General features: G+C 69.7%; 24 protein-coding genes and 2 pseudogenes. 14 read left to right on the top strand and 12 right to left on the bottom strand.

Annotated features, from left to right (window positions below; genetic code table 11):
* Window positions 1-178: 178 nt before the first annotated feature.
* From QSK31_RS42380 to QSK31_RS42365, 4 genes are all read right to left on the bottom strand, one after another.
* The gene (locus QSK31_RS42380) at window positions 179-889 is read right to left on the bottom strand and encodes a DUF998 domain-containing protein (RefSeq protein WP_285690568.1); all 711 of its coding nucleotides are present in this window, start codon (window positions 887-889) and stop codon (window positions 179-181) included.
* Window positions 861-2468 carry an FAD-dependent monooxygenase gene (locus QSK31_RS42375; RefSeq protein WP_285690566.1) on the bottom strand — a complete coding sequence of 536 codons (1608 nt, stop codon included), beginning with the start codon at window positions 2466-2468 and terminating at the stop codon, window positions 861-863. Before QSK31_RS42375 ends, QSK31_RS42380 begins: the two co-directional genes overlap by 29 nt.
* Before the next feature lie 15 nt (window positions 2469-2483).
* On the bottom strand, window positions 2484-3650 hold the full coding sequence (locus tag QSK31_RS42370; protein WP_285690565.1) for an SGNH/GDSL hydrolase family protein: 1167 nt from the start codon (window positions 3648-3650) through the stop codon (window positions 2484-2486).
* Window positions 3651-3822: 172 nt separating this feature from the next.
* Window positions 3823-7035, bottom strand: coding sequence for an ATP-binding protein (locus QSK31_RS42365; protein WP_285690564.1), 3213 nt, complete (start codon window positions 7033-7035; stop codon window positions 3823-3825).
* A gap of 553 nt (window positions 7036-7588) precedes the next feature.
* Here QSK31_RS42365 and QSK31_RS42360 point away from each other — a divergent pair.
* Window positions 7589-8254 (top strand): SDR family NAD(P)-dependent oxidoreductase, encoded by a 666-nt coding sequence (locus QSK31_RS42360; protein ID WP_285690563.1) that lies wholly within the window; start codon window positions 7589-7591, stop codon window positions 8252-8254.
* On the opposite strand, the gene QSK31_RS42355 is transcribed toward QSK31_RS42360, so the two are convergent.
* Window positions 8215-8790 (bottom strand): DedA family protein, encoded by a 576-nt coding sequence (locus QSK31_RS42355; protein ID WP_285690561.1) that lies wholly within the window; start codon window positions 8788-8790, stop codon window positions 8215-8217. The two genes, QSK31_RS42360 and QSK31_RS42355, sit on opposite strands and share 40 nt — an antisense overlap.
* A 260-nt stretch (window positions 8791-9050) precedes the next feature.
* The gene (locus tag QSK31_RS42350; RefSeq protein ID WP_285690560.1) at window positions 9051-9551 is read right to left on the bottom strand and encodes a hypothetical protein; all 501 of its coding nucleotides are present in this window, start codon (window positions 9549-9551) and stop codon (window positions 9051-9053) included.
* A 49-nt stretch (window positions 9552-9600) separates the two neighbouring features.
* Between QSK31_RS42350 and QSK31_RS42345 the strand changes: the two genes are divergently transcribed.
* The 9 genes and pseudogenes from QSK31_RS42345 to QSK31_RS49325 all read left to right on the top strand — a co-directional run.
* A complete protein-coding gene (locus tag QSK31_RS42345) occupies window positions 9601-10359 on the top strand; it encodes an RraA family protein (RefSeq protein ID WP_352244554.1) in 759 nt (252 codons plus the stop codon).
* On the top strand, window positions 10356-11504 hold the full coding sequence (locus QSK31_RS42340) for a pyridoxal phosphate-dependent aminotransferase (RefSeq protein WP_285690559.1): 1149 nt from the start codon (window positions 10356-10358) through the stop codon (window positions 11502-11504). The genes QSK31_RS42345 and QSK31_RS42340 overlap by 4 nt, the downstream gene beginning before the upstream one ends.
* A gap of 90 nt (window positions 11505-11594) precedes the next feature.
* Window positions 11595-12212, top strand: coding sequence for a TetR/AcrR family transcriptional regulator (locus tag QSK31_RS42335; protein ID WP_285690558.1), 618 nt, complete (start codon window positions 11595-11597; stop codon window positions 12210-12212).
* A 239-nt stretch (window positions 12213-12451) separates the two neighbouring features.
* Window positions 12452-13561, top strand: coding sequence for a DUF3500 domain-containing protein (locus QSK31_RS42330; RefSeq protein WP_285690557.1), 1110 nt, complete (start codon window positions 12452-12454; stop codon window positions 13559-13561).
* Window positions 13562-13580: 19 nt separating this feature from the next.
* Window positions 13581-15359: a gamma-glutamyltransferase family protein gene (locus QSK31_RS42325; protein WP_285690556.1), complete on the top strand. Its 1779-nt coding sequence runs from the start codon at window positions 13581-13583 to the stop codon at window positions 15357-15359.
* Window positions 15356-16093: a YoaK family protein gene (locus tag QSK31_RS42320; protein ID WP_285690555.1), complete on the top strand. Its 738-nt coding sequence runs from the start codon at window positions 15356-15358 to the stop codon at window positions 16091-16093. The genes QSK31_RS42325 and QSK31_RS42320 overlap by 4 nt, the downstream gene beginning before the upstream one ends.
* Window positions 16090-17487, top strand: coding sequence for an MFS transporter (locus QSK31_RS42315; RefSeq protein WP_285690554.1), 1398 nt, complete (start codon window positions 16090-16092; stop codon window positions 17485-17487). The genes QSK31_RS42320 and QSK31_RS42315 overlap by 4 nt, the downstream gene beginning before the upstream one ends.
* The gene (locus tag QSK31_RS42310) at window positions 17484-18707 is read left to right on the top strand and encodes an FAD-dependent monooxygenase (RefSeq protein WP_285690553.1); all 1224 of its coding nucleotides are present in this window, start codon (window positions 17484-17486) and stop codon (window positions 18705-18707) included. The genes QSK31_RS42315 and QSK31_RS42310 overlap by 4 nt, the downstream gene beginning before the upstream one ends.
* A 309-nt stretch (window positions 18708-19016) precedes the next feature.
* A pseudogene (locus QSK31_RS49325) lies at window positions 19017-19283 on the top strand (IS630 family transposase); the annotation flags it as partial.
* Window positions 19284-19522: 239 nt separating this feature from the next.
* On the opposite strand, the gene QSK31_RS42300 reads toward QSK31_RS49325, so the two are convergent.
* Window positions 19523-20581, bottom strand: a complete 1059-nt coding sequence (locus tag QSK31_RS42300; RefSeq protein ID WP_285690552.1) for an alpha/beta fold hydrolase — start codon at window positions 20579-20581, stop codon at window positions 19523-19525.
* A 30-nt stretch (window positions 20582-20611) separates the two neighbouring features.
* Window positions 20612-21808: an MFS transporter gene (locus QSK31_RS42295; protein ID WP_285690551.1), complete on the bottom strand. Its 1197-nt coding sequence runs from the start codon at window positions 21806-21808 to the stop codon at window positions 20612-20614.
* A 133-nt stretch (window positions 21809-21941) separates the two neighbouring features.
* Here QSK31_RS42295 and QSK31_RS42290 point away from each other — a divergent pair, with 133 nt between their 5' ends.
* Together QSK31_RS42290 and QSK31_RS42285 are read left to right on the top strand one after the other, a co-directional pair.
* Complete coding sequence (locus QSK31_RS42290; RefSeq protein WP_285690550.1) at window positions 21942-22823, top strand: helix-turn-helix domain-containing protein; 882 nt, start codon at window positions 21942-21944, stop codon at window positions 22821-22823.
* Complete coding sequence (locus QSK31_RS42285; RefSeq protein ID WP_285690549.1) at window positions 22820-23512, top strand: NADPH-dependent F420 reductase; 693 nt, start codon at window positions 22820-22822, stop codon at window positions 23510-23512. Before QSK31_RS42290 ends, QSK31_RS42285 begins: the two co-directional genes overlap by 4 nt.
* A gap of 14 nt (window positions 23513-23526) precedes the next feature.
* Here QSK31_RS42285 and QSK31_RS42280 read toward each other — a convergent pair whose 3' ends face one another.
* On the bottom strand, window positions 23527-23868 hold the full coding sequence (locus QSK31_RS42280; RefSeq protein ID WP_285690548.1) for a helix-turn-helix domain-containing protein: 342 nt from the start codon (window positions 23866-23868) through the stop codon (window positions 23527-23529).
* A gap of 150 nt (window positions 23869-24018) precedes the next feature.
* On the opposite strand from QSK31_RS42280, the gene QSK31_RS42275 reads away from it, so the two are divergent.
* A complete protein-coding gene (locus QSK31_RS42275; RefSeq protein ID WP_285690547.1) occupies window positions 24019-24465 on the top strand; it encodes a hypothetical protein in 447 nt (148 codons plus the stop codon).
* Window positions 24466-24750: 285 nt separating this feature from the next.
* Here QSK31_RS42275 and QSK31_RS42270 read toward each other — a convergent pair whose 3' ends face one another.
* On the bottom strand, window positions 24751-25176 hold the full coding sequence (locus QSK31_RS42270; protein WP_285690546.1) for a type II toxin-antitoxin system VapC family toxin: 426 nt from the start codon (window positions 25174-25176) through the stop codon (window positions 24751-24753).
* Complete coding sequence (locus QSK31_RS42265; protein WP_285690544.1) at window positions 25176-25424, bottom strand: FitA-like ribbon-helix-helix domain-containing protein; 249 nt, start codon at window positions 25422-25424, stop codon at window positions 25176-25178. Before QSK31_RS42265 ends, QSK31_RS42270 begins: the two co-directional genes overlap by 1 nt.
* A 118-nt stretch (window positions 25425-25542) precedes the next feature.
* On the opposite strand from QSK31_RS42265, the pseudogene QSK31_RS42260 reads away from it, so the two are divergent.
* Window positions 25543-25821, top strand: a pseudogene (locus QSK31_RS42260) (flavoprotein); the annotation flags it as partial.
* Between the two features lie 143 nt (window positions 25822-25964).
* On the opposite strand, the gene QSK31_RS42255 reads toward QSK31_RS42260, so the two are convergent.
* Complete coding sequence (locus QSK31_RS42255) at window positions 25965-26558, bottom strand: DUF6585 family protein (RefSeq protein ID WP_285690543.1); 594 nt, start codon at window positions 26556-26558, stop codon at window positions 25965-25967.
* Window positions 26559-26650: the final 92 nt, after the last annotated feature.

Genomic DNA, 26650 nt, shown 5'->3' with positions numbered 1-26650 from the left:
CGCCGTTCGCTGCCGCGCTGCATTCAGGCCAGCTTGGCTACCCTGGCCGAGCCTAGTTCGTCGTACTCCAGCAGCAGATCCGTTTCAGGGTTCGGTGAAGGCCTGCCGGGGCGTATTGCTGGTCTCGGAGGCGTGTTCGTGTCGGCATCGGAAGGTGGCAGGCGATGACGTCGGCCGTTCACCGTGTCGGACTCTGGCGCTTCCACAAGGCTGCTCCGACGGCGATGAGGCTGATCAGGAAGGAGTAGACGGCGCCGCGTTCGAAGAGGCCGATGAGAATGTTGGCGCCGGAGACGAGGATGCCCATGAAGATCACCATTGAGGTCAGGCCGAGAGTGCCCAGCACGACCAGAGTGCGCCCCAAGCGGTGTGAGATTCCGAGGTGCCGGTGTGCGAGGCCGATCAGGATGGCCAGAACGTTGCCTCCGACGAACAGCGCAAAAGCGCCCAGACTGTGATACGTGTCTGTGCCGTTGGCCACGGCCTCGGCAGATCCTGGGAACAGGCCGACGAGGACTCCACCGACGGCCAGTAGGGCCGCCATCGCGACGACGCCCAGCCGGCGCACGGCTCGCATGCCCCTCAGCATGACGACGCCGGCGAACGCGATGAGCCCGAACAGGACGAAGCCGGTGTTCATCACCGCGGCGAGTGGTGAGTACATGAGCTGGTCGAACACTGTGGAGCGGTCGTGCACTCCGAGGTCGCTGATGAAGTGGTAGGTGTAGCTGTAGGGCGGGTCTGTCCACGCTGCGGCGGTGATGAATTCCGCGACGAAGAAGACGACACCGCTGGCGATGAGAGCGGCGCCCGCCGCGCGGCTCTGAGCGACCGGTGCCGACGCAGGGGAAAGCGTACGGTCAGCTGGCTCGGTCCGAATGTCGGTCATGGTTACTCCTGGGGTTGAAGCTCGTGGCGGAATCCGCCGACGGGCGCGTCGGATCGGCGTCGAGCAAGGGAGCGCCGAACCATCGGCGGGCGGATTGGTCGAATGTCTCGCCGTCGGAGTTCTGGTCACTTGCCCAGGCGACGACGCCGTCGGGGCGGATGAGCACGGCGTGGTAGCTGAGGTGGTTGCGGGCCGGCTCGGCCAGGTACTGGATTCGGTCTTGCCAGCCGGTGACCGCGTTGTGGAGTTGCTGGTCGGGGGTGAAGTCGAGCAGGACGCCTCGTCCGGTCTGCAGGAGGGCGCCGAGCAGGGTGCCGTCTTCGAGCCGGAAGTCGGGGGCGTTGCGGCCGATGAGTGGGCGGTCGTCGCCCAGGTCGTAGCGGTTGGCCGTGCCGGAGGTCCGTTCCCAGACGTAGGTTGTCGCGTCCGCGGTGGCGAGCAGGTCGCTCATCAGGGCTTGGAGGGCCGGCGCGTACGGATCTGGCCGCATGACGGCCGCTTGGGCGCGGGACCAGTCCAGTACTCGCATCCCGATCGGGCGTCGTTCCTGGGTGTAGGTGTCCAGCAGATCGCCGGGGGCGGTTGCGTGCACGGTTGCGGCGAGTTTCCAGCCCAGGTTGAGGGCGTCGCCGATGCCCAGGTTGAGTCCTTGGCCGCCGAGCGGGGAGTGGATGTGCGCGGCGTCGCCGGCCAGGAACACCCGGTGGTGCCGGTAGCTGGTGGCCTGCATGGCCCGGTCGGTGAAGCTGGAGGCCAGCTCGACCTCGTCCACGGTGACGTCGATGCCGGAGACCCGGCGAAGGACGGTCTGCAGGTGTTCGGCCGTCAGCGGCTGGGAGCGGTCGAACGCGCCGCCGTCGAAGTCCATCATGCCGATGTAGCCGCCGCCGGGCATCCGCAGGTACATGCCGGTCGGGGTCACGTTGAAGCCGGGGCTCAGCTTCTCCCGGCCGGTGACGGTGCCGGTGAACAGGTAGCCGGTCAGTTGTGGTTCGGTGCCGGCGAAGTCGAAGCCGGCCAGTGTGCGCACGGTGCTGCGCCCGCCGTCACAGCCGACCACCCAGAGACCCTCGTATTCCAACGCGCCGGCGCGCACCACCACTTTGTCGTCGTGCTGGGCGAGATCGGTGACTTCGACGCCGCGCCGGATGTCCACGCCCAGCTCGATCGCCCGCTCGGCGAGCACCGACTCGACCGCGTCCAGGTCGGTCAGCATCCCGTCCATGGCCGGGCTGGGCAGGCGCAGCGGCAGGGCGTCAAGATCCACCTTCGTCGGATCGAGCATCATGCCGGCGAAATGATTCACCGAGCGCGGCGCCGACGCGTGGTCCGCGTCGAGGTCGGCCCCTACCTCGGCGCGGCCACCGGACGCGGCCAGCAGCTGCTCGAGCATCCCGCGGCGGTAGAACGCCTCGACCGAACCGGCGTTCAATCCGCGCAGGCCCAGCGGGAACTTCCGCCACGGCGAATGCGGCTCCGCCTCGCGCTCAAGGACCACGACGGAGCATCCCGACAGGCCCAACTCGCATGCGAGGAACAGCCCCACCGGGCCGCCGCCCACGATCACCACATCACGCATCAGAGGTCTCCTTGCTCAGTTGAACAGCGACGGGTCGATGGAGTCGGCGAGGACCTGGTAGCCCGTGTCGTTGCCGTGCAGATGATCACCGGTGTGCAGGTCGTCCTGGATGCGGGAGGGGTGGGCGGGGTCGCGCCAGGCGGCGTCGAAGTCCAGGACACCGTCGAAGGCGCCGCTGGTGCGGATCCAGGTGTTGATCGCCTGTCGGGCGGACTCGCTGCCGGTCGTGTGGGTGTCGGAGCCTTCGTCGGGGGTGATGGTGGTGGCGTAGACCTTCACCCCGCGGTCGTGGGCGCGGGCGATCAGCTGCCGGTAGCCGGCGATGACGTCGTCGGAGGTCACCGGCTCGCCGGGGAACATGGCCAGGAAACCGGCCAGGGCGTCGTCGTCGCGCGGCACGTTGGCGATGCTGATGTCGTTGTGGCCCAGTGAGACGATGACGTGGCCGAGGCCCGGTGTTGCCAGCACGTCGCGGTCGAAGCGGGCCAGGCCGGATGCGCCGAGGCCGTCGTTGAGCATCCGGTTACCGCTGATGCCCTGGTTGCAGACGTACAAGCCCCGTTCGGCCAGCAGCTCCGGCCAGGTGCAGTTCGCGTCCGGAGTCGAGCCGAAGCCGTCGGCGAGGGAGTCGCTGAGCACGACGACGGATGTGGCCGGGGCGCCGGGAACGACCTCGACGGCCGCGAGCAGGGCCCGTGCCGGCAGCGGCTCAACCTTGTCGGGCAGGGCGGCCTCGGCGACAGCGTTGCCGGCGATGATCCAGCCGGTTTCCAGCGCCGAGTCGTGGTAGGTGCAACTCTGCACCAGTTCCGGCAGGTACAGGCTGATCGACAGCTTGGTCAAGGCAGGCAGCGGCAGGTCGATCGGATCGCTGAGGATCGGCGCACCGACCGGAACGGTGACGGCCGACCGGCCGGCGAAGGTCAGTACGCGGGCGGTGCCCTCCTCGACTGCGCCCCCGGCGGTCGCGACGCCCACCTGGGCCGCGCCGATGGTCAGCGGGGTGGTCCCGTACTCGTTGGTCAGGCGCACGCGCACCTGGCGTCCGCCGCCGCTGATGCGCACCACCTGCCGCAGGGTCACGTCCGCGAACGGTGGCACGTCGTCCAGGGAGCCGAGCCCGGCGTCCGGCGCTTGCGGCGCTGCACTCCAAGTCCGTACCCAGCCGATCGTCTCCGTCATTGGTGCCTCCGTGGTTCGTCAGTTGTGCTTCGTGTGCGAGCCGCCCGACGATTCGGGCTGTCCTCGGCTGCACGTCAAAGCTGACGGAGGCCGCTCACACGGCGCTCTCACGGCGCTGGCACGTAACGGTCACCGGCTCACCGGAGGCAACCGGAGGTTGCGTCGAGCCGGACTATTCAGAAGGCGGGTGCGGTATCAGCTGAGCGGGGTCAACCACCATCGCAGCCTCGTCCGCGGCGAGCGCCCATCCACGGCCGACGGCGTCGGCGTAGGTTTCGTCGCCCAGCGCGGCACGTCCTTGACGAGCGAGTTCGCAGATCCAGGGATCGGTGTTGTCGTGGGTGCCGCGCAGCCGTGACGCGGCGCCGAGCAGGACCGCTGATTCGTGAGGCTTTCCGTACGCCGCGGCGAGTTCGGCCGCGTGCACCGCCACGACCGCCAGGATCGGCAGATCCTGGGCCTTCCGCGCCGCGGTGTAGGCCTGCGCCAGCGCCTGCTGCGCGCCGGGCAGATCACCTGTTCTCGTACGGAGCGCCGCTCGCAGTGTGCCGAGCAGGGTGCGGACGTGGTCGTCCGGTGTGACCGTGCCGCTGCGCACTGCCTGTTCGGCCCGGTCGAGCAGGGCGGCGGCGCGGTCTTGATGGCCGATTCGCAGCCACGATTCGGCTTCCCGCGCATCGACCAGCAGCCGGAGCTCGGCCGAGGCCGTGTGCAACGCCTGTTGCCGGACGGCCTCGATCATGGTGATGGCCTCGTCGGTGTTGCCCTGTCGCAGGTGCAGGTTGAGCCAGCGCAGATCGCTGTCGATTTGGTCGCCGATGCTGAGCGCGCCGAACTGACCGGCCAGCGTTCGGGCTTCCCGCAGGTCGGCGAATGCGCTGTCAAGATCGTCGTACTGGCGGAGCTGGGCCCGCATGGGCAGCGTCGCGGCTTGGCCCCACCGGTCGCCCACCGCCTGGAAGCAGGCCAGGGCCGCGTCCACCTCGACTCGCATGAGGTCGACCTCGCCGGTGTTCTCTGCGATCTGCGCCTGGAAGAAGTGGGCTAGTCCGGTCAACCATGCGTCCCCGGAGCCGGTCAGCTTCGCGAACCCTTGCCGCGCGGTGTGATCTTCCTGCAGGAAAGCAAGCAGAACGGGGCCGAAAACGGCGTAGGGACTCGGGAGCTTGGGATAGCGGAGCAGTTGGTCAGCGACCTCCCGCATGCGGGTTCGATCGTCGGTGATCTGCTCGGCGGTCATCTCGTGATGGATGTCGGCGCGGCTGAGCAGCAGTACGGCTTGAGCGCTGGCGCGTTGCGGGGTCGGTTCGCCACCGGGTACCGCGAGTGCCTTACCCAGCCAGTAGGCGGCGTCGGGATTACGGCCGGACAGTTGCCAGAACCACGTCAGACTCAGCGCGAGAGCGACGGCGCCGCCAGCATCGCCGACGTCGCAGCGCCAGCGCAGGGCGGCCAGTGTGTTGTCGTACTCGGTGCGGATGATGTGGATCGCGGTCAGCTGCGCCGGTCCGCGCAGCTGCGGGTCGTACGCGTCCATCAGCCGGGCGAGGTAAGCCCCCGCCAGGTCGCGGGTGGCGGCTAGCCGGCCGGTATCAGCAAGACGCTGGATGCCGAACTCGCGGATCGTCTCGAACATCCGATAACGGCCCGGGTCGGCTGCCAGCTGCACCAGTGATCGGTCGACCAATGCCGCGAGCAGCTCGGGGATGTCGCCGGCGGCCACCGTGGTGCCGGCGCAGACCGCGACGGCGGCGGCGGACGTGACGCCGCCGGGCAGGACCGAGACACGTTCGGCGACCTCACGCTCGTCGTCGCTGAGCAGATCCCAGCTCCAGGCGATGACCGAACGTAGCGTCCGGTGCCGTGCCAGCGAGGTTCGGTTGCCGGTGGACAACAGCCGGAATCGGTCGGACAGCCCTTTGGCCAGCTCCGGCAGCGACAACGTCCGCAGCCGGGCTGCTGCCAGTTCGAGAGCCAAGGGAAGCCCATCCAATCCGCGGACCAAGCGCAGAATATCGGGCAACGCGGCCTCGTCGATGTCGAAGCCGGGGCGTACGGCGGCGGCCCGTTCCTGAAACAGTCGCACCGACGCTGTCCCCAGGATCTGCTCGTCGTCGTCGTCCGGGCCGGGCAGGGCTAGTGGACCGAGCGGCACCAGCGCCTCGCCGTTGACGGCGAGGGGCTCACGGCTGGTGGTCAGCACGCGTAGTCCGGGGCAGCGAGACAACAGCGCCGCGCACAGGTGGGCCACCGCTTCGATCAGGTGCTCGCAATTGTCGATCAGCAGCAGGCACTCCCGGCCGTCCAACTGCTCGACGAGGATGTCCAAGTCATCGCCGTCGGCCCGCGTACGCGCGTCGAAGAGAGCGCCGCCGCGCAGCCCGATGGCCGCGAGCACTGCGGCACCGACCTTGGCCGGCTCGGCCACCGAGGAAAGATCGATCATCCAGGCGCCGTCGTGATACTCGTGGCGGCGGCGCCGCGCGGCCTCGACCGCGAGCCGCGTCTTGCCGGCGCCGCCCGGGCCCAGCACCGTGACCAGGCGTCCGCTCGCGAGCAGTCCCTCGATGCGGGCGAGGTCGCCGTCGCGGCCGATGAGGCTCGTCAGCGGCGTTGGAAGGTTGCTCGGTTTCGGTTTCACCAGAGCCGCCGGGGCACGCAGGAGATCCACGTGCCGCTCTCGCAGGGCAGTACCCGGATCGACGCCCAGGTCATCGGCCAGGGCCTCGCGGACCCGCTCGTACAGACTCAGGGCCTCGGCCTGGCGGCCTTGCGCGGCGAGCGCGTCCATGAGCAGCGCCGCGGCACGCTCGTGAACGGGCTGATCGGTCAGCAACCCAGCGAGACGAGCCTCGGCCGCGCCGGCGTGGCCTAGCGCCACCTCGGCGTCGGCCAGGTCGACGATCGCCTCGACCGACAGGCGAGCCAGCCGCGTGGCGGCGGGCGGCGCCACCGCGGCAACGGTGGCCGGCTCCGCGCCGGGATGCTCACCCCACAGCGTCGAAGCCTCGCCGAGCAGAGCCATCGCCGCGATCGAGTCGCCGGCGCGCAACCGATCGCGACCGGCGGTGGCGAGTTGCTCGAACCGCAGCGCGTCGACGTCGGCAGCGTCGACGTCCAGACGGTAACCGCCCACCGCCTGCTTGACGCTGCCGGGCGACCCGAGAACGCGGCGCAGCCGTGAGACGAGGGACTGCAACGCGTGGGCCGGCCCGGCCGGTGGATCCTCCGGCCAGATCGCGTCCACCAGCACGTCCTGGTCGACGGGGCGTCCCCCGGCGAGCGCCAGCCGGGCGACCAGCCCCCGCAGTCGGGCACCCGGAACTGCCACGGCTGCCCCACCCCGAGTCGCCCGGAAGGTGTCGAGCAGCGTGACCCGGAGCATCGCACTCTCCTCCACCTACTGATCTTCGCGCGAACACCCCGAGACTTGACCTGAAGGGCGTCGTTTCCGTGCGCCCGTTTCCATATTCGGTCGCGTGCCGACCGGGCCCAAGATCTCGTTCGGCCTCAGCCCGCTCTTCGATCGACATGCTCACTCCTCATCGGGAAAGTCGTTGACTGCCAGGAACCAAAGTCCAGCGCACTTTCTGGATCGCCGAGAGCAGAACCACTCGCTGCGACGAAGGAAGACTGACGCGTGGCGCTCACACGACGCACACACGAGGCTCATGCGCTTCTGCCGGCGCGATGCTCACTTGGCAGATCGGGTGGTAGGCGCGCAGCGTGGCGACTTGGACCGCGCCGATAGCAAGGTCCTCGGTGACGAACCTGCGCAGCGAGGGTCGACGAGTAGTTCGGCCGTGGGGTCGGCGCGGGCAGTTGGGTAGTCCAGAGGTGAAATCTTCGTACGAGCGGCGTGTGTGGCCGGTGCGAGCGGCCGATGCCAGCCTGACGCCGTAGGTTCCGGTACCGGCGTGCAGCGACTGGAGTACGGCATGGATGACGCGATCGCCCTCATCATTGGTGCGGACAGTGCGCTCGGCCGCGCCGTCTGCCGCGAACTCGGACGGCACGGCTTCTACGTGGTTCTCACCGCACGAGACGGCCGCCGCGCGGTGGAGACCGCCGTCCGGCTCCGCGCCGACGGGATCGGTACGACCGGCCTCGAGCTGGACCTGGTGGACCCCTCGGCAATCCACGACGTGACCGAGCACCTCAGAAAGCGGTTCGGCTACCTCGATGTGCTCATCACGAACGAAACGCCGTACCTAGGTCACACCATGCTCAGCGAGGCGATGGCGCACATCGATGGAACCCGGACGCTGCTGCAGCGGGCGCTGCCCCTGCTTCGGCGGTCGCCGACTCCTCGGATCGTCAACGTGTCAGCCGAAGGCGGAGCGGCGCCGCTGGATCACACCCACCAGGTCCTCACCGTCTCCATCGCCATGCAGAATCCTGGAACGGCGCTCCTCGTCAACACCGTCGAGACGGGCCGGCCCGAATCCCACCCTGATCACGAGGACGACGTACACGCCCCGACTGCCGCCCAGGCAGCGAGGGACGTCGCCTGGGCGGCGCTGCTGCCGCCGGGCGGACCAACGGGCAGTCTTATCCTCCGACGTCATCCGTCGGCGGATGCAGCGACGGCGAAACACCATTGAGTCTCGCCCGGCATTACGGGCATTGCCGAGGAGGGCGTGTGATCCGTTCCGCTCCGGTTCACCGGTCGACGGCGCTCGGGCCGCCGGGCGCCCCGGCGACGGACCAGCTCGACGATGCCGCCCACCGCGGTCGACAGCGCGAGGCCGATGGCGAGAGCGAGCAACGGATTCTTGGCGAAGGTAGCGCCGCCGAGCACGCCCAGGCCGGCGTGGTAGGTCCCCCAGGCCACCGCGCCGATCGCCGACGCCGACGCCGCAGTGAACCGGGACAGCGGCACCCGGGCGGTGCCGCAGGCGATGTTCATCGTCAGGCGGCCGCCCGGCAGGAACCGTGAGAGCACGATCAGCCGGCCGGTCCGGCGCTCGAGCCGCCGGCCGATCCCGGCGACGGCCCGGCCGACCCGCGGGAAACGGCCCAACAGCGCTGGCCGCTGGGCCACGCGGCAGGTCGAACAACGCCCGTAACGGTTGCGGGCCGACCCGAGCCGGGCTTTGGTCAACACGGCCAGATGACCCGGCGCGAACGGAGTTGCCACGACCCGGACCACACGCGACGTGACGGACTCGACCAACAGCGGGACTCCCGGCGGTAAGGCATGTCCTGGCGGACGTACCTCTCCTACCGGAGTCCCGTTGTCCGTTGCACCACCACGCCCACTTGACCAAACACCGCCGCGCTCAACTACCCGGCATTGCCGCTAGCCCACGCTGCCGGTGGCGTACTACGCCTTGCGCACACCGTGCTTTGTCGGCCGGATCTGGACGTTCGGATCATTCCGCAATCTCACGGGAGGGGTCAGACGCCCTGGGTCCAGAACTCCTCGGCCGAGCCGTTGAACGACCCCGGATCACCTGCGAGGAAGAACTCGTCCCACGTCGGTCCGTCGGAGAGCTCCCAGTGCTCGACGGCCACGCCGTCGGAGAAGCGCCACGCGCCCATGCCGACGCGGGTCCACGTCCATTCGCCGCGCGAGGTGCGGAACGTCCCGTGGACGATGCCGTAGTGGTCGTCGGCGAGGATCTGGTCGAACTCGAGGGGTTCGACGTTGGCGTCGGCCAGGCCCGCCCGCCGCTTGGTGTAGCGGCGCATGAAGTCCATCCCTCCGGTCGCCGCCAGGCGTACGCCACCGGTGTGGATCACGAAGTCCGGCGACATCCGCTCCATCACTTCCTTGACGTGCTCCCGGTGCCGCCGGACGCGCTCCTCCTCGCTCAGGCTCGGGTCGGCGGTGATCGCTGCGCCTCCTCGATACAGCTCGGCCAGCCACAGGGCGTTGGGATGGGTGTCGGACAGCACGGGGGCTCCTCCCGGGTCGGTGAACGCCGTCATCATACGGCCCTATCATATGAGAATCTCATATCGCTCAGCGGATTGTATGCCGCCGCGTCGACCGCTACGGTGGGTCTATCTGATAGAAGTGTCTTACTTAAGATCGGAATCCATCGTGTTCATCGTTGCGGCAACCGACAGCGTGCGCCTCGCTCCGGCCTGGGAGCGCGTGACAGAGGCGGAGTGCCGCCGTCTGAGGGAGGTGCCGGCGGCCAACGTCGGCGACGCGCTGCAGCGGATGACCGTCATGGACGGCGGCATCCGGTTGTTCACCGAGGGCCCCCCGCTGGCGGGGAGCGCGCTGACGGTGGACGTCCGGTCGGGTGACAACCTGGCCATCCATCGGGCGCTCGACGAAGCCCGCCCGGGCGACGTTCTGGTCGTCAACGGCCACGGGGACATGACCCGTGCGCTGATCGGCGACCTCATCGGCGAGATCATGGTGAACGCCGGCGTGGTCGGCGCGGTGATCGACGGCGCCGTCCGCGACGTCCAGGCGCTGTCCGGGATGAGCCTGGCCGTCTACGCCCGTGCGGTCACCCCGGCCGGGCCCTTCAAGGACGGGCCCGGCGCTATCGGGGTCCCGGTGGCGGTCGGCGGCGTGGTCGTGGCCCCGGGTGACGTGTTGGTCGGTGACGCCGACGGTGTCGTCGTCGTTCCTCGGCACCGCGTCCGGGAGGTCGTGGACGCGGTCGATCGGATCGGCGAGAAGGAGAACAGGCTCCGGCAGCGCATCCTCGCCGCGCGTACCGGCCGCCCGGCGGTGGCCCGATGACCACCATGCCGCCCGCCTTCCGGGTCGCGGAGCTGCGCCGCTCCTCGCGGCGTCCCGCCCTCGCGCCGGCGCCGCCGGGTGCCGTCTCGCTGGCCATGGGCGAGCCGGATCTCCCGACGCCGGCCCCGGTGATCGAGGCCGCGATGGCCGCCCTGCGCCGGGGCGAGACCCACTATGCCGACCAGCGCGGCCTGCGGCAGCTGCGCGCTGCGCTCGCTTCCAGGCTGCCGGCGCACCCGGGCCGGACGTGGACCGCGGAGGATGTCGTGGTCACCCATGGCGCCACGGCGGCGCTGGCGGCCGTCGTCCTGGCGATGATCGGCCCCGGCGACCGCGTCGTCATCCCGGAGCCGGCCTACTCGCTCTACGCCGACCTCGTCGTCCTCGCCGGTGGAACCGTGGATTTCGTCCCGCTCGCCTCGGACCTGCACTGGGACCTGGACGCGCTGGCCACCGCGCTTCCCGGCGCGGCGATGATGATCTTCTCGAATCCGTCCAACCCGACCGGCATCGTGCACCGCGAGGAGGAGCTCGAAGCCCTCGGGAAGTTCCTCGACGGCTCGGACACCCTGGTCGTGAGCGACGAGGCGTACCACCGGCTGGTCTACCCCGGGCACGCGCAGATCTCCTCGCTGGAGGTCGCCTCGCTGCGGGACCGGACGGTGTACGTGCAGACGTTCTCCAAGACGTACGCGATGACGGGTTGGCGGGTGGGCTACTTGGCCGGGCCGCGCGAGGTGGTGGACGCGGCGGCGCACGTGCACCGCACCGTCAACGGCTCGGTGAACACGGCGGTCCAGCACGCCGCCCTTGCCGCGCTCGAGCTGCCCGACAGCGTCGTCGATGCCATGGTCGACACGTACCGGCGGCGCCGCGAGATCGTGGTCGCGAAGCTCTCCGGCGTTCCCGGCGTGCACCTCGTTCCGCCGGAAGGCGCCTTCTACGGGTTCCTCCGCTACGACGACGACCTGCCCTCCGAGGTGGTCGCCCGGGAACTCGCCGAGCGGAAGGTGATGGTGCGGGCCGGCGCCGAGTACGGCCCGTCGGGCGAGGGGTATGTCCGGATCTCGTTCGCGGCATCCGACGACGACCTGCGCACCGGGCTGGACCGCATCGTCGCCCATCTCGGCGATGCGCCTGTCTGAAGACGAGGTCAGGCGAGGGTAAGGTGGACCGGGCCGGCCCACTCGGGGGCGATATCCTTCGGCTGTTCTCGCACAGGGCGGAGGGGGCCGATGTCCGATCAGCAGGTCTCGCCACGTGGGGGACGCAAGCTACGGAGCGACACCCGCCGCAACCATCGGCAGCTGCTGAAGGCCGTCGGTGAGCTTGCCCGGGAGGCTCCCGATCAGCTCACCATGCAGGCCGTCGCGTCCCGGGCGGAGATCGGTCCGGCCACCGCCTACCGCTATTACTCCTCACTGGACGACGTGCTCGCGGCGTACGTGCTCAGCGTCGTCGAGGAGCTCCGCGACTTCAGCGTGACGTCGACCGCGAAAGGGCGGCCGCTGTTCGACTCGGTCGTGAACAAGTGGGTGGATCTGCTGGCCGAGCACGGCCCGGCGCTGGTTCAGCTTCGGTCCCGGCTGGGCTATCTGGAGCGGCTCAAGAGCGGGAACGCGATCATCGTGGCCATGCGGGATGCCTGGAGTGAGCCGGTGCGGGGGCTGCTCGACGACATCGGACTCCCGGACACGATGATCGAATACGCGCTGTTCCTGGCCAATATGATGTTCGATCCGCGGGAGATCCAGGATCTGCTGCGGCAGACGGAGATGTCTCGCCAGGAGATCATCACGCGGCTGACCGAGGCCTACGGCGGAGCCATGCGCGGGTGGGCGCGCGCAGGCTGATGCTTCCGGGCCCCGTTGGATGCCGGCCCGGACTCGACGAATGCGGCGCATCGGTTATAGCGACACCGTAACGCTGCGTACCCGAAAAGCGGAGGAAGCGCAGGGTTCCCTCGTTCGCCTTATGTGATAAGGTCGTCTCAAGTCAGACGCACGTATCCATCTGCCGACGCGGAGGCCAGCAGTGGCACCAGCGCGATTTCTTCCGGGTGAGCACGGCACGGCGCTGCCGCCGCACAGCAATGACTGACGCCGCGCGCGAGGTCGCGAGCCGGATGGCCGCGGCGGCCGAGGAGTGGCTGGACTCTCTGGACGTCGACCAGCGCCTGGTCGCGGTCGGACCGCCCCCGGCCGCCGGCAGCGTGGCCGAGGCTGAACGTACCCGCTGGTTCTACACGCCCACCGATCACGGCGGCCTCACCTTCCACCGGCAGCGCCCGGCTCAGCACCGGCTGGTGATGCGGCTGGTCGCGAGCGGACTGTCGGAAGCCGGGTACACCACCGTCGCCACCGTGCTCGGCCTGGAGAACGTACTCGACCGCGTCGAGGGCTTCTCGGTGCACTGGGGCCGGGAACGCACCCGCGACCCGGGTATGTACTACCTGCGGATCTTCGGCGAGCCCGGCGGGACGCGGCCGTGGGGATGGCGGTTCGGCGGCCACCATGTCTCGCTCAACTACCTCGTGGTCGACGGGTGCGTCGTCGCGACCACGCCGTGCTTCCTCGGCGCCGACCCGGCCGTGTCGCCGCTCCTGGGCGGGGTGAAGCTGCGTCCGCTGGGGACGTCCGAGGACCTGGCCCGCGAGTTGGTCCGCTCCCTGCGCCCCGACCCCGCCCGCGCGGTGCTGCTGGCGCGCGCCCCGAACGACATCGTGGCGGGCAACAGCACCCGGATCGGCGACGGTCTGGTGAAGCGCCGCGAGCTCTGGCGCCCGGGCCAGCACGTCCCGGACCGTGCCGACGAACCGGTCACCGGCCTCGATGGTGCGGACCAGCGGGCGCTGGCCCTCACCCCCACGCCCAAGGGCGTGCCGGGCTCCGAGCTCGACGCCGCTCAGCGGGAGCTGCTGCGGGCACTGCTCGGCACCTACCTCGACCGCGTTCCGGACGAGATTTCGCCGATGTCCCGCTACGACGACCCGGGGGAGCTGGACGCCGTGCACCTCGCCTGGGCCGGCTCGATCACGGCGGGCGAGCCGCACTACTACCGCTTGCAGGGCCCGCGGCTGCTCGTCGAGTGGACCAACATCCACCGCGGGGTCAACCACGCGCACGCGGTGTGGCGGGACCCGGAGACGGACTTCGGCGGCGACGTCCTGGCCGCCCATCACGCCGCCCACCACGCGCGATGAGGAGCGGGAGGTGACGGACATGGCCCAAAAGACGCGGCCCACACTGCGGGGATCCTTCGGCATGTGCGCGTCGACGCACTGGCTGGCCTCCGCGACGGCCCAGTCCGTGCTGGAGCGGGGCGGCAACGCGTTCGACGCGGCGACGGCCGGCGCCTTCGTGCTGCACGTGGCCGAACCCCATCTCAACGGGCCGGGCGGCGATCTCGTCGCCGTGTTCGCGACCGCGGCGGGATCGTCCCCGCTGGTGCTGGTGGGACAGGGCCATGCTCCTCGGGGAGCGACGATCGAGCACTTCCGGGCCGAAGGGCTCGACCATGTCCCCGGCGCGGGCGCCCTGGCCGCCGCCGTCCCGGGCGCCGTCGACTCGTGGCTGACGTTGCTCGCCGAGTTCGGGACGTGGGAGCTCACCGACGTCTTGGACTTTGCCATCCACTACGCGGAACACGGAGTTCCCGTCGTACCCCAGATGGCTCGGGTCCTCGCCACGGTCGAGGACCTCTTCCGGACCCACTGGCCCACCTCGTACGCGCTGTGGATGCCCGACGGGCGAGTCCCGCAACCGCATGACACTCTCGTCAACCCGGTCTACGCACGGACCCTGCGCCGGCTTTGCGCCGAGGGCACCGGCGAGACCCGAACCGCCCGGATCGACTCCGCCCGGCGCGCCTGGCGAACCGGCTTCGTGGCCGCCGCCGTCGAGGAGTTCTCGGCAACCCCGCACCGGCACTCCTCGGGCAGCGACCACGCCGGCGTGATCGGCGCCGCCGACTTCGCCGACTTCACGCCGTCGGTCGAGCCCACGGTCACCGCGGAGTTCCGGGGTACCACGGTGGCGAAGGCTGGTCTGTGGTCCCAGGGACCCGTGCTGCTGCAGGCCCTCACCATTCTCGACCACTTCGACGACGCACAGATCGACCCGTCGACCGCCGGAGGAGTCCACACGATCATCGAGGCGCTGAAACTGGCGATGGCCGACCGAGAGGCGTACTACGGGCATCTGGATCCCGAGGACGCGGAGACCGTGGTGCGCCGGCTGCTCTCCCCTCGGTACAGCACGGCACGCGCCGGCCTGATCGGACCGGCCGCGTCGACCGTGTTCCGGCCCGGTGACATCGGCGTCGCACCGTACGCCCCGCCGCTGATCACCCGGCAGCCTTCCGTCCGGGCCGAAGGCGTGGGCGAACCGACCGTGCAACAGTCCGGCGAGACCCGCGGCGACACCTGCCACATCGACGTCGTCGACCGCTGGGGCAACATCATCTCCGCCACCCCGTCGGGCGGGTGGCTGCAGTCCTCCCCGGCGGTGCCGGAACTCGGTTTCGCGCTCGGCACGCGGCTCCAGATGACATGGCTGGACCCGGCTGCCCCGTCGCGTCTGGCGCCGGGGCGGCGGCCGCGGACGACCCTGTCGCCGACGCTGCTGCTGCGCGCCGGCCGTCCCGTCGCCGCGCTCGGCACACCGGGCGGCGACCAGCAGGACCAGTGGCAACTGCTCTACCTCGTACGCACCCTCGCCCTGGGGATGGACCCGCAGGAGGCGATCGACGCGCCCGCGTTCCACACCACCGCAATGCCGAGTTCCTTCTGGCCGCGGACCTGGACGCCGGGAGGACTGGTGATCGAGGAGCGAGCAGGCCGGGCGGTCATCGACGAGCTACGCGACCGCGGCCACGACGTGACCGTCTCCGGACCGTGGAGCCTCGGCCGGCTGTCCGTGGTCACCCGCGATCCGCACAGCGGCCTCCTGCAGGCGGCGGCGAACCCGCGCGGCGCCCAGGGTTATGCGGCGGGCCGATGAGCCGGCTCGTCACACCGGTGGGTCTGATGCTCGCCCTCACCTTCGCGACCGGCATCGTCGACGCGGTCGGATACCTGAGCCTGGACAAGGTGTTCGCGGGCAACATGACGGGCAACGTGGTCATCCTCGGCATGGCGGCCTCCGGCACGACGGATCTGCCCGTGCTGGGACCGGTTCTGGCGCTGGTGTTCTTCCTGGTCGGCGCGTCCGTGGCCGGGCGCGTGCTGCGCCTCGCCGGCCCTGGCTGGAGCCGCCGATGCACGGGTCTGCTGAGTGTCGTCGGAGTGGTTCTGGCCGGCACGGCGCTCGGCCTGGCCCTGCTCGGGGCGGGCACCCCGGCCAACCGCGCGTCGATGGCGTCGTTGCTGGCCCTGGCCATGGGCGTGCAGGCGGCAACGGCACGCCACCTGGCCGTCAAGGACGTCACCACCGTGGTCGTCACGTCCACGCTGACCAGCCTCGCGGCGGACTCGCGGCTGGGCGGCGGTCACGGTCAACCGGCCCTGCGGCGAGGCGCCGCCGTCACTCTCATCGCCGGCGGAGCGGTCGCCGGCGCGGCGCTATGCCAGCTGCACGAAGGCCTCGCGGTGGCCGCCGCAGCGCTGGTCGTGCTGGCGGTGACCGTCCTCGGCCACGCCTGCGCCGGCCACCCGGCGAACACGACCGGTCCAGCTGTCCCGGGCCTCGGCGCGATCACGGCCAACACCCCCCGAAAGAAGGCAGGACGTCCATGACCGCACCCACGGCTCCTCCGCTTCGCCGCGTCGGCAACGCCGCCGTCGTTGCCGTAGGTATCCTGGCCGGCGCCCTCGGCACGCTCGAATCAGTGGTGTCACCGACGCTGCCGCTGTTGCAGCGCGAGCTGTCGATGGATCCCGCCCAGGGCGCCCTGCTGAGCATCGCGATGCTCATCACCGGCGCCCTTACCGCGCCCATCGCCGGCGTCCTCGGCGACCGCCACGGCGGGAAGCGGGTGATGATCTGGCTGATGGCTGTGGTGACGGCCGGCGGCCTGGTGTCCTCGCTGGCGCCGAACCTCCCGGTGCTGCTGCTCGGGCAGGTCCTGGAGGGCGCGATGGTGGGCGCGATGCCGCTCTCCTTCATCCTGATGCGCAAGCTCCTCCCGCCCGACAGGTCCCCGGTGGCCATCGGGGTGGTCAGCGGATTCTTCGTCGGCGGCGGCATGCTGGGGACGCTGATCGCCGGCCCCATCGCCGAAGGGCTGTCCCGGCACTGGATGTTCGCCATCCCGACCATGGCGATCGTCGTGGCGACCGTACTCGTCCACCGGCTGTTGCCGGACGATCAACCGAGCCGGACCGACGCCAGGATCGACTGGCCCGGCGTGCTGCTGCTGAGCGGCATCGTGCTGACCTTCATGGCCGGGCTCGCGACGGCGCCCGACATGGGCTCCCAGCCCCTCCTGCTCGTCGGCGTCGTCGTCCTCCTGGCCGTCTTCGTGACCGGCTGGATCGCCGTCGAGCGTCGCGCGGCCACGCCGATGTTCGACCTGGACCTGCTGGCCCGGCCGGCGATCTGGCGCTCCTATGTGGTCACCTTCGCCGTCTGCATCGGCGCCGCGCTGTCGATCTACCTGGTTCCGCAGCTGTTCGCGGTGTCCGGCGACGGGTACGGCTTCGGGGCCAGCTCCACCGACATCGGGCGATACCTGTTGCCCGCCGCCGCGATGGCGGCGATCAGCGGGCCGCTGGCCGGGCTCGGGGTGCGGCGCTTCGGCTCGACCGCCGTGGTCGCCGTCGGCATCGTGCTCATGACGACCGGCTTGATCGGCATGGCTCTCATCCACACCGAGGTCTGGCACCTGATCGTCGGCAAGGCGCTGATCAGCCTGGCCAACGGCGCCTGCATCACGGCGCTGGTCATCAAGACCGCCACCGCGGTCGACCAGGGCAACACCGGCACCGCCACCAGCTTGGTCCTGGTCATCCGTGTGCTCGGCTTCGCCACCGGTGCCCAGATCGGCGGCGCCGTCCTCACCGCCGGGACCCCGGCCGGGTCGGACATCCCGGCCGAGTCGGCCTACGTCACCGCCCTGGTCATCGCCGCCGCCGTGACGACACTGTCCCTGCTAGCCCTCCGTACCATGAGCAAAGGAACCAGAAAATGATCCCTGCTGAGCCGACGAGGGGCACCAGCACCACGCCGAGAGGCACCGTGCTGATATCCGGGGCCAGCGTCGCGGGGCCCGCCCTCGCGTTCTGGCTGAACCGCCACGGGTACGCGGTCACGGTGGTGGAGAAGGCGGGCACGGTCCGCAGCGGTGGCTATCCCATCGACGTCCGCGGCACCGCGCTGGAGGTCGTTCGCCGGATGGGCCTCCTCGAGCGTCTGCAAGAGGTGCACATCGACCTGCGCCGGTTGACCTTCCTGGACGGCGACGGCAGCGAGGTGGTCTCGCTCCACCCACATGCCGTCACCGGCGGTGTCGGAGGACGAGATCTAGAGGTACGCCGGGGCGACCTCACCGACGCCCTCTACGCCGCGGTCCGGGACGATGTGGAGTTCGTGTTCGGCGACGCCATCGACACCCTCGACGAGCACGACCACGGCGTCGACGTCACCTTCCGCGGAGGTGGCCGGCGCACGTTCGACATCGTGATCGGGGCCGACGGTGTGCACTCGGACACCCGGCAGCGGATCCTCGGCCCCGAACAACAGTTCCACCGCTACCTCGGCTACTGCTTCGCCGTGTTCACCATGCCCAACACCTTCGGGCTCGCCGACGAGACCGTGATGTGGAACAGCCCCGGCCGGGCCGCCGCGCTCTACGCCGCCGGCGAAGGCGACGTGCACGCCTTCCTGAACTTCGCCCAGCCGGAGCCACCGTTCGAGGCCTTCTCCGACCCGGAAGCCCAGCGGAGCCTGCTCGCCTCGGTCTTCGCCGACGCCGGATGGGAGGTCCCCGGCATGCTGGCCGCCATGCACAAGTCGGACGACGTGTACTTCGACGGGGTCAGCCAGATCCACCTGCCCCGCTGGTCCAGCGGCCGGGTGGCGCTGGTGGGCGACGCCGCGCACGCGCCCTCGTTTCTCACCGGGCAGGGCACCAGCCTCGCTCTCGTCGGCGCCTACATGCTCGCCGCCTCCTTGGCCGAACGGGACCACACCGCCGCGTTCGCCGCCTACGAGCGCGACACCCGTGACTTCGTGACCGTGAACCAAGGGCTGGCCGGCCGGGGCGGCGCCACTCTCTTTCCGACCACCGCCGAGGAACTGGAGCAGCGCAACAACCGGCTGCGCAGTCTCAGTGCCATGCCCCCCCGCGGGCGGACGACCGGCGCATTCGGCGCTCACGCTGCCCGAAGTCGAGCCCCTGACGTGAATTGATGGTGGTGGAATGCGCCTCGCGGGGACACATCATCGCGCCGGGGTATGGCGGTATGCCTCCCACAAGCCCCGCCGATCCTTGGCTCCCAGTGCCTCAGGCTCAGCGGTGCTCGGCCGGATGCTGCCGGAACCAGTCACGCGGCGGCGAAACGCCACGAGACGGAGCGTCCGGACCCATGCACCGAGCGAACCACACCGTGGCCGGGCTCGGCGGGTCAGGATGTCGCTGCCGGGCGCCTCGGCCCGGCGGTGACCTACTCGCAGACCGTCGTCCTGGCCTGAAGCCCGACGAGCAGGCCGTCCTGGCCCGGCCGGCCACCGGTCATCGACGAGCCCACGATCATCACGCCGACGTTGAACCCGCCGCCGGATGAGCTTGGCGTGACGCACTGGTCGTCGCGTCTTCTCGCCGATCACCTGACTCGTGAGGGGACGCCGGTCAGCTTCGCCGAGGTTGCCCGGATCTGGCGGGACTGGGGGCTGCAACCGCACCGGGCCGAGACGTTCAAGTTCTCCACCGACCCGCAACTGGAGGCGAAGATCCGCGACGTGATCGGGTTGTACCTGGACCCGCCGGTCAGCTTTAACGCCCTCCTTCAAGGAACCGGTGTCGTCGATGATCACGCACCGCCCAGGTCGCCGAGGTGCTCGAGAAGGCGACCGGCTGACGCAGGATGACCAGGGTAGTGACCAGGGCTGCTGATCCGACCATGGCGGCTTACCTGATTAGCCTGAGGCAAGCGTGTCTGTGCGTCGCGACGGGTCCGGCCCCGGGCGGTGGTCGCTCGGGGCCGGGCGCGCGTCTCGCGGATCGGTCAGGGGGCGGGGTAGAACTTGTTGATCTCGGCGATGACCAGGGCGGGGCGTTCCTCGATGAGCCAGTGTCCGGCGCCGTCGACCGCGGTACCGGTGGCGGTGGGAGCGGCGTCCCTCATGGACTGTTGCGAAATCGCGGTCCAGGCGGGGACCAGGTCCATGCTGAGCAGACGTACGGGAATGGTCAGCGGAGTGCGCATCAGGGCCGCGTTGTCCTTGTCGACCTGAGGCCAGTCGCGGTAGAAGTCCATGCCGTTGTGCAACACCTGCGGCCGCGAGTAGACGCGGGTGTACTCGGTGATGTCGCGGGCGGGCACCGGCTCGGGCAGCTTCGAGACGAGGGGGTAGAAGTTGGTCAGGAAGTAGCCGACCCGCCCGGTCAGCAGTCCCTCGGAGAACGGCTGCTGGTTGAACGAGAAGTGGAAGGCGAGCGGGACGAGGTCGGCGAACTTCAGGCTCTTGCCGACCAGGGCGAAGTCCAGGTTGAACAGGCCGGCGACCTGCTGGCGGTACTGCGCGGCCAGGGCGTAGGCGACGCCCACTCCGATGTCGTGGGCTACGACTTGCACGTTGCGCTGCACGCCGAGGCGGTTGAGGAGTAGGTGGACGTATTCGGCCATGACGTTTGGCGTCATCGCGCGCGGGGTGCCGGTCGAGTCGCCGAGTCCGGCGTGGTCGATCGCGATGACGGTACGGCCGGGAAGCAGCTCCGGCATGATGTTGTGATACGCGTACCAGCTCTGCGGCCAGCCGTGCAGCAGCACCATCGGGTTCGGCCCGTGACCGCCGATGACGTAGTGCATCTGAACGCCGTTGATGGTGGTGAAGCAGTGCCGGAATTCGCGGTTGAACGCGGCGTTCTTCCGGGTCGCGGCGTCGTAGTCGCGGCTGAGCGGACGCTCGGGGGCTACACAGGCCGGCGCCTTGGAGTGCATGGCCGCGGCAACCGGCTGCGGTGGGTTCGCTGAGGCGGTGAGCGTGCCGCCGGCCAGTGTGACGACGGTCAGGACGACGGCGCCGATCAGGACGCCGAGTCGGCGTTGGGCAGACACCATCATGTCGAGTTCTCTCCGTTCGATCGGATCGGATCAGTGGGACGGGTGGCGTTGACGCAGGCCGCCGAGGACCACGGCGCCGGCGATGGCCGCGATGCCACCGACGAGGAGCGGGAGTTCGGCGGCCAGCTGGTCGACCAGGACACCGCCGGCGATGGCGCCGGCCGCCACCGCGATGTTGCAGACCGTCACCATCACGCCACCGATCTGCTCGAGTCGGTCGGGCTCGGTCCGGGCGCCCCAGCTGAGCACGGTGGTCGGCACTCCGCCGAAACCGAATCCCCAGACGACGGCGGCGGTGAAGAGCCCGGCGATGGACGTGCCGGTGGCGTACATGCTGATCATTCCGGCGCCCAACACGGCCGGGAAGAGCAGGACACCCACCCGCGGTGCCCGGTCTGCGAGGGGTCCGCTGGCCGCGGTGCCGAGGAAGTTGGCTACGCCGAAAACGAGAAGCAGCACGGCGAACCCGCCGCTGCTGATGCCGGACATGCTCTGCGCGGCGTCGCGCACGTAGGTGAAGCCGCTGAAGTGCCCGCTGAAGATCAGCAGGATGGCGAGCAGCCCGCCCAGGACGATCCCGGAGTGCAGGACCGATCCGAGCGCGCGAAGTCCGCTCACGGCCACGGGCTTGACAGCCGGCAATGTCGCGACCTGTACGGCCAGGGCGAGCGCCGCGACGCCGGCACCGAGGACGAAGACGCCGCGCCAGCCCCAGACGTCGCCGAGCCAGGCGCCGAGGGGTACGGCGGCGACCGTGGCTGCGGCGACACCCGAGTTGATCACCGTGAGGGCGCGGCCCACGTGGCCGGCCGGCACGAGGTGCGCGGCCATCGCGGTGGCCATCGCCCAGAATCCGCCCAGCGCGACACCGAGCAGCAGACGCGCGGGCAGAACGGTGTAGAGGCTGGGCGCCACGGACACGACCAGGTTGGAGACGATCGCCAGCAGGGTCAGGCCGATCATGACGCGCCGCCGATCGGCCCGCGGTACCACCACCGATATCAACAGCGCCGAGAAGGCGGCGGCGAAGGCGGTCACGCTGACCGCCTGGCCGGCCGCGCCGTCCGAGACGCCGAGGTCGCCGGCGATGCGCGGCAGCAGGCTGGCCGGCAGGAACTCCGACATGACAATGGCGAAGATGCCCAGACCGAGGGAGACGACCGCACCCCAGGCAGGCGTTTCTCTTCCGGCGGCCGGCACCTCGGTCGACGGGGAAGTGGTGGTCAACGTTTCGTCCTCTCCTCCATGGGCGATGCCTTGACGACGCTAGGAACGGATCACCGGTGCGCCCAGAGCCCCGATTAGCCGGGGGTCCGGCAGGGCCCCGGCTAATCGGCCGACACCGCCCTACGCTGGGGTGGTGAGTCAGAAACCGAATGCCTTGGGCACGTATCTGAGCGCTCGCCGAGCGCTGGTGACGCCGCAGCATGCCGGCATTCCGGAGACCGGCGTACGACGCGTTCCGGGGCTGCGCCGCGAGGAAGTCGCGATGCTCGCCGGCATTAGCGCCGACTACTATCTGCGCCTGGAACGGGGCCGCGACCGCAACCCGTCGCCGCAGGTGCTCATGGCGATCGGACGTGTTCTGTGTCTCAACGATGAGCACATGGCTCATCTGCTCTCACTGGTCGCGGACGCACCGCGGACGCTCCGGCCCCGTCAGCGCAAGGAAGTCGTGCCGGACGGCGCGCTCGCCCTGCTCGACGGTCTCGTGCAGCCAGCCTTCATCGAGGGACGCTATTTCGACATCCTCGCCGCCAACGATCTCGCCCGCGCGCTCTCGCCTGGACTCGACGTCGGCGGAAACCAGCTGCGCGACTTCTTCCTCGACTCGGCGCAGCAGACCCTGTATCCGGAGTGGGAGGCGATGACCGAGTGCTTCGTCGCCAATCTTCGCCAGGCGGTCGGACCCGACATCGAGGACCCACGTTTCATCGAGCTCACCGGCGAATTGTCGCTGGCCAGCGTGTCGTTCCGCCGGATGTGGGCGCGGCACGAGGTACGCGCGCAGTACGGCACCCCGATCCGGTTCAACCATCCGGAGGTCGGCGACCTGGTCCTCAACCGGGAACGGCTGGCGATCAGCGGGGCGGACGGACAGTGGCTGGTGATCTACCACGCGAACACGGGGTCCCGCGACGCCGAAAAGCTGTCGATCCTGGCCTCGGCCTGTCTGCCCACCCGGCAACCGCAGCGGCGATCCCAGCCGGACGAGGCATCCCGGTCGGAGAACCACCGTTGACGACCATCGGCATCCTGGGCGCCGGTCAGGTCGGGCGTACCCTGGCCCGCGCGTCGGTCATCAACGGGTACGACGTCGTCATCGCCAACTCGCGCGGACCCGAGACCCTGGCCGGTCTCGTCCACGAGCTCGGTCCACGTGCTCGATCCGCGCCGGCTGCCGAGGCCGCCGCGAGAGCCGACTTCGCGATCATCGCCTTCCGTTACACCCCGCACGACCGTCTCCCGGTCGACGAGCTGGCGGGCAAGGTCGTTCTCGACACCAACAACTACATGCCCGGCCGCGACGGCATCTATCCCGAGGTGAGCGCGGGACACAGAACCGTTCACGAGTTGCGTCAGGAGCAGCTGCCCACGTCCAGGATCGCCAAGGCTTTCTCGCACGTGCAGCACCATCCGCCGCTCCGGCCGGACACGCCCGACGACGCCCTGCCCGGTCTCTTCCGGCTGGCCCGGCCGGTGGGAGCCCCAGACCGGACAGCGCTGGTGGTCTCCAGCGACCACCCGGACGCGGTCGAGCTCGTCACCGGCCTCTACGACCAGTTCGGGTACGACACCGTCGACAACAGTCCCCTCAGCGAATCCTGGCGCAGCGCTCCCGGCACGCCGATGTGGCAGTTCAGCGTCGACGGGCAGAGCCGCGACGAACTGATCCTCAACCTGAGGCGGGCAACGCGTCCGCGCGGATGAGTGCGGGGGCCCTGTCAGTCCCCCCAAGCCGGACGGCCCTGGCTGAAGAGCCGGTGGGTGGTGCTGAAGCGTTCGCGATAGGCGGTCGGGGTGATCGAGAGGTGGCGCAGGAAGGCGCGCCGCATCGTCTCGTCGCTGCCGAAACCGCTTGCCTGGGCGGTAGCCGTCACTGGGACGCCTCCGGTCAGCAGCCGCTGCGCCACCTCGATGCGGCTGCGCTCCACGAACCGGGTGGCAGTCATGCCGAGCTGCTCGCGGCACAGGCGCGTCAGGTGACGCGTGGACACCCCCGCTCGCAGCGCCATGGACGTCAGTGTGTGATCGGCGGCGGGGTCGGCGGCGACCAGGTCCAGCATGGTGCGCAGCGGGCCGGCCGGCGCTGCCGGCACGTCAAGCCGGGCCGAGAACTGGGCAGTGGCTTGTTCGTGGACCTCGTGCCGTCCAGTTGCTGGTTCACGAACGTGCGGTCCTGCGTGGTTCCCGCCGACTGGGAACGGCTCCGGCGCATGATCCTCGGTAGGGCCGGCCACCGGTGCGAGGTGTGCAAGGCCAGCCCGGACCCGTCGGCCAAGGTGTGGCTGGAGGCCCACGAACGCTGGACCTTCGATCCCGCACAGCGGGTGCAGCGACTCGGCCGGCTGATCTGTCTCTGCACGCCCTGCCACACCGTCACCCACTACGGTCTGGCGGGTCTCCGTGGCCGTGAACGCGAAGCATTCGCCCATCTCGTCGCCGTCACCGGCATGACCGAAGCCCAGGCACGGAAGCACGTCGATGACGCTTTCCAGCTTTGGCGGGAACGCTCACGACTCACGTGGTCGCTGGACCTTTCCATGCTCACCAACGCCGGGATCACCCCAGCGCAACCACCGGCGGCGGGGCAACGAGCCACGATCGCCGACGACACGCTTACCGCCGTCCGGACCCCGCCTCGTCTCCCACGGGAACGCTGAACGCACGCCGATACCGTCGCGTCGATGAGTCAGCCGGTCGCAGGCACGGCTGGCGTGACATCGAGACCTAATCCGGAGTGCGATACGTATGAGAGCGGGCCGGCGGTCTGGCCCAGAGGCCGGTCAATAGATCACCAGCAAATAGAATGCGGCGGTTCGCATGGTGCAACGTCCGGTCCACCTATTCGCTGACCTGCGCGGCCGTTCAGGTCGGTTGAGGCATTGCGCGAACCGCGCCGGCGGGGAGTCGAGTTCGTGCTGTGCTCGCGAAATCGAGCGGTGACGTCACGCGGTTGTCTGCTGCCATGGGTCGATGAGGGAGATACCGGTGTCGGCGAAGTCCTTCGTGTTGCGGGTGGCGAGGGTCGCGACCTGCGATCGGCAGATGGCGGCGATCTGGCCGTCGAATCCGCTGATCGGGTTGCCGTCCGCTTCGCGGCCGGCGACCAGGTCGGCGTAGGCCGTGGCGGCAGCGAGGTCGAAGGGTAGGACCTGGCGGGGGAAGGCGGCGAAGATTTCGTCGGCTGCCTGGTGCAGGTCGCGCTTGCGGTTGCCATCTGGTAGCCGCGCGATGCCGTAGCGGATCTCAGCGACGGTGACCGACGTGGTGTAGAGACCGGTGGTGGTCGTTTGCTGTAGCCAGGCGAGCACGGCCGGAGCGGGTGTGGCACGCATGAGTTCCGAGACGACGTTGGTGTCGAGGACGATCATCACTCGCTGAAGTCCGCCGCTCGGGGTGGGGTGGTTCGGGCCGGGACGTCGAGTTCGACTCCGCCGAGCTGTCCGAACCGCTCGGTCAGCGCGCTGAAGAGGTCGGTTCGGGGGCGTTCGTCTTCGGTGGCGGCGGCGGTGAGGATCAGGCGGATCTCGGCCTCCATGGACCGGCCGTGCCGGGCGGCTCGGAGGCGCAGCTTCTCTTTGACTGAGTCGTCCAGGTCTCGGATGCTGAGGGCTGCCATTGCCGCATCTCCTCGTCACTCGGCGTTGATAGCAATGCTAGCGTACGTCTGCGACGGGTACCGCCTGGCCACCCTTACTGGTTCCGGGAGACGGCGAAGAGTTCCTTCAGCATGGCGCATCGCCGACACCTACCCGCTGACCTCGGTCGCCGAGCTGATCGGACGTGGAATCCCGACCGTTGTCGTGCCGTTCGTCAACGCCGCGTTGGCTGCGCGCGCACCCTTCCAACGCGCCCTCGCCAACCTCCGCGCCGAAGGTGTCCGAGTCGTGTCCGGCCCGGATGACAACTGGGAGCCCCACCCGCCTGGCGAAGGCACGGAGACCCAGGAACTCTTCCCCTGGCGGATGGCGTTGCAGCTCGCCGAGGAGGCCGCCCACCGGCGGGTGCACCCTTAGCGCGCCGATAATGGCCTAATAGGACATCCCCCGGTCGCCACTGACTCAGGTTGGAAGGACAAGATCGAGGGCCTCGCAGCAACGCTGGCATCGTTCCTCACCGTGGCGGGGATCCGGGTCACCGCCGGAGCTCGCACCCAACGTCAGTACGGGGCGTCGCGTGGTTGCACGCCGAGCAGGCTGAGCAGCACCGGCAGGTTGCGGATCCAACTCGCGTAGACCTTGAGCGTCCGCTGCCCCTCAATCACCAGTGAGCCGTTCTCGATCTCGACGGCGCGGATTTCAGCGATCGGGATCCGAGTCTTGCCCCACGTCACGGCCTGGCCATCCACCACCAGATCGCCGTCGATGGGGAGCGGAAATATGACCGGCTGACCGGCCGCCAAGCGTTCGCGGGCCCGGTCGAGCTGGATCGGTGTCACACCGCGGTACACGCTCCGGGTGATCGACTCGATGCCTGCGAACCGCTCAGTCAACGAGATGGGCGCCACTGCATCCTTCTCCAGCGTCAGATTCCGCTCACGGCGGGCCAGCCGCCCGGTGACGGTATGCACGTCGATCGACGTCCGCCACACCGTTGTGATCTCAGACCAGGCCAGCGCCTCGGTGCGATTCCGGGCCGTGTAGACGAGCCCGCCGCTGAACAGGTGGACCTGCTCGACACCGGTCGCTCGCATGGAGCGTGCTTTCCATCCTGCGGCGCCTAACCTCAGTCTTTCGCTTGGCCGTCGGCCCATAGCTATGATTCGATGAATGCGATTCGCGTGCTTTTAGCTGTTCTGTAGGCATGGTGAGGGCCCGGCGCTCGGCCGGGTTCCTCCGTGTTGCT

It is taken from the genome of Actinoplanes sp. NBRC 103695, from assembly GCF_030269485.1.
Classification (GTDB): Bacteria; Actinomycetota; Actinomycetes; order Mycobacteriales; family Micromonosporaceae; genus Actinoplanes.
This window is presented reverse-complemented; position numbering and strand designations above follow the sequence as displayed.

Coding starts and splice junctions, on each gene's coding strand:
- QSK31_RS42280 (WP_285690548.1), bottom strand. CDS start 23,868: ATGCTGGACCTGGTCGCCGCCGACCCCGCCGCCGATCACACACTGACG.
- QSK31_RS42325 (WP_285690556.1), top strand. CDS start 13,581: ATGGCCCAAAAGACGCGGCCCACACTGCGGGGATCCTTCGGCATGTGC.
- QSK31_RS42265 (WP_285690544.1), bottom strand. CDS start 25,424: ATGGCAGCCCTCAGCATCCGAGACCTGGACGACTCAGTCAAAGAGAAG.
- QSK31_RS42360 (WP_285690563.1), top strand. CDS start 7,589: ATGGATGACGCGATCGCCCTCATCATTGGTGCGGACAGTGCGCTCGGC.
- QSK31_RS42300 (WP_285690552.1), bottom strand. CDS start 20,581: ATGATGGTGTCTGCCCAACGCCGACTCGGCGTCCTGATCGGCGCCGTC.
- QSK31_RS42315 (WP_285690554.1), top strand. CDS start 16,090: ATGACCGCACCCACGGCTCCTCCGCTTCGCCGCGTCGGCAACGCCGCC.
- QSK31_RS42335 (WP_285690558.1), top strand. CDS start 11,595: ATGTCCGATCAGCAGGTCTCGCCACGTGGGGGACGCAAGCTACGGAGC.
- QSK31_RS42320 (WP_285690555.1), top strand. CDS start 15,356: ATGAGCCGGCTCGTCACACCGGTGGGTCTGATGCTCGCCCTCACCTTC.
- QSK31_RS42270 (WP_285690546.1), bottom strand. CDS start 25,176: ATGATCGTCCTCGACACCAACGTCGTCTCGGAACTCATGCGTGCCACA.
- QSK31_RS42275 (WP_285690547.1), top strand. CDS start 24,019: ATGATCCTCGGTAGGGCCGGCCACCGGTGCGAGGTGTGCAAGGCCAGC.
- QSK31_RS42345 (WP_352244554.1), top strand. CDS start 9,601: ATGAGAATCTCATATCGCTCAGCGGATTGTATGCCGCCGCGTCGACCG.
- QSK31_RS42310 (WP_285690553.1), top strand. CDS start 17,484: ATGATCCCTGCTGAGCCGACGAGGGGCACCAGCACCACGCCGAGAGGC.
- QSK31_RS42330 (WP_285690557.1), top strand. CDS start 12,452: ATGACTGACGCCGCGCGCGAGGTCGCGAGCCGGATGGCCGCGGCGGCC.
- QSK31_RS42255 (WP_285690543.1), bottom strand. CDS start 26,558: ATGGGCCGACGGCCAAGCGAAAGACTGAGGTTAGGCGCCGCAGGATGG.
- QSK31_RS42375 (WP_285690566.1), bottom strand. CDS start 2,468: ATGCGTGATGTGGTGATCGTGGGCGGCGGCCCGGTGGGGCTGTTCCTC.
- QSK31_RS42380 (WP_285690568.1), bottom strand. CDS start 889: ATGACCGACATTCGGACCGAGCCAGCTGACCGTACGCTTTCCCCTGCG.
- QSK31_RS42370 (WP_285690565.1), bottom strand. CDS start 3,650: ATGACGGAGACGATCGGCTGGGTACGGACTTGGAGTGCAGCGCCGCAA.
- QSK31_RS42340 (WP_285690559.1), top strand. CDS start 10,356: ATGACCACCATGCCGCCCGCCTTCCGGGTCGCGGAGCTGCGCCGCTCC.
- QSK31_RS42365 (WP_285690564.1), bottom strand. CDS start 7,035: ATGCTCCGGGTCACGCTGCTCGACACCTTCCGGGCGACTCGGGGTGGG.